Below are 1,098 nucleotides of genomic sequence, written 5' to 3' on the forward strand. Positions count from 1 at the left end.
CGCAAGTTAACAAAGTAAGTGCAACACCTGCGACGCCTGAGAAGGAGGCGGTGAGCTGGCAGACTGAAGGCGATCACTCCGGCAAGAGAAGATCCCTCATGTACCACCAGCTCACCGAAGGTGAACGATACATCTTGTCCGCCTACAAGCGTGACAAACAGTCGCTCCGCAGCATTGCCAAGCTTTTGGGTCGTAGCCCTAGCACCCTCAGTAGGGAGGTGCGGCGCAACGCGACGGTCGATGACCGCAAGCCGAACCCGCTTTACATACCCAGCAAGGCGCAGGAACAGGCGAACGGTCGACGGCGACGATGCCGGCGCGTGAAGCATCACGCGCCAGAGGTGTATGCCGAGGTTGAAGCGCTCCTGGCCGAAGAGCAGTGGAGTCCTGAGCAGATCGCCAGCCAGCTGCCCGACCGACTTGGTGTGCGCCTGAGCCACATGACGATCTACCGCTACGTGCGGCGCGACCAACGGCAAGGCGGGAGGATGTTCCGGCACCTGCGGCAGGGCGGCAAGCGCCGCCGCAAGCGCACGTATGGTCCTGAAAAGCGGGGAAAATTGGCCAACAAGCCGATGATCGATAGCCGGCCGGAAGCGATCGAGCTCCGCCAGGAGGTTGGGCACTGGGAAGGCGACACCGTCATGGGTGCGGCAGGCGAGCGCAACTGCCTCCTAACCTTGGTGGAGCGCTCCACCGGCTTGGCGAAGGTCGTTCGCCTGCAGCACCGCACGGTGCTCGCGGTGAACCGGGCCACGATTGGTCTGATCCAATGCAGCGGCCTGCCATTCAAGACGATTACCTGGGACAACGGCACCGAGTTCCACGGCTACCGCCAGATCGAGGAGGCCACCGGCGTTCGTTGCTTCTTTGCCTATCCACACCATCCGTGGGAGCGGGGCAGTAACGAGAACTTCAATGGACTGCTCAGGCAATACTTCAAGAAGCGCAAGAGCCTTGCCGGCAAAAGGCAATCCGATTGCGACCAAGTGGCCGCTAAACTCAACTCACGACCGAGAAAACGCTATGGCTTCCAGACGCCGATCCAGCGCATGCAACAACTCTCAGGGGTGTTGCACTTGGAGTGTTAATTCACCC

At 60.8% G+C, this 1,098-nt stretch carries 1 protein-coding gene; it reads left to right on the forward strand.

From position 1 onward, the window contains the following. The first annotated feature begins 98 nt into the window (after positions 1–98). The gene (locus ON759_RS13885; RefSeq protein ID WP_425608491.1) at positions 99–1,091 is read left to right on the forward strand and encodes an IS30 family transposase; all 993 of its coding nucleotides are present in this window, start codon (positions 99–101) and stop codon (positions 1,089–1,091) included. The last annotated feature ends 7 nt before the right edge of the window (positions 1,092–1,098 follow it).

It is taken from the genome of Thermomonas mangrovi (genome assembly GCF_028201335.1).
In the GTDB taxonomy this organism is placed as follows: Bacteria; Pseudomonadota; Gammaproteobacteria; order Xanthomonadales; family Xanthomonadaceae; genus Thermomonas; species Thermomonas mangrovi.

Excerpts from the sequence above, each read along its gene's own strand:
- ON759_RS13885 (WP_425608491.1), top strand. The coding sequence starts at position 99 with ATGTACCACCAGCTCACCGAAGGTGAACGATACATCTTGTCCGCCTAC.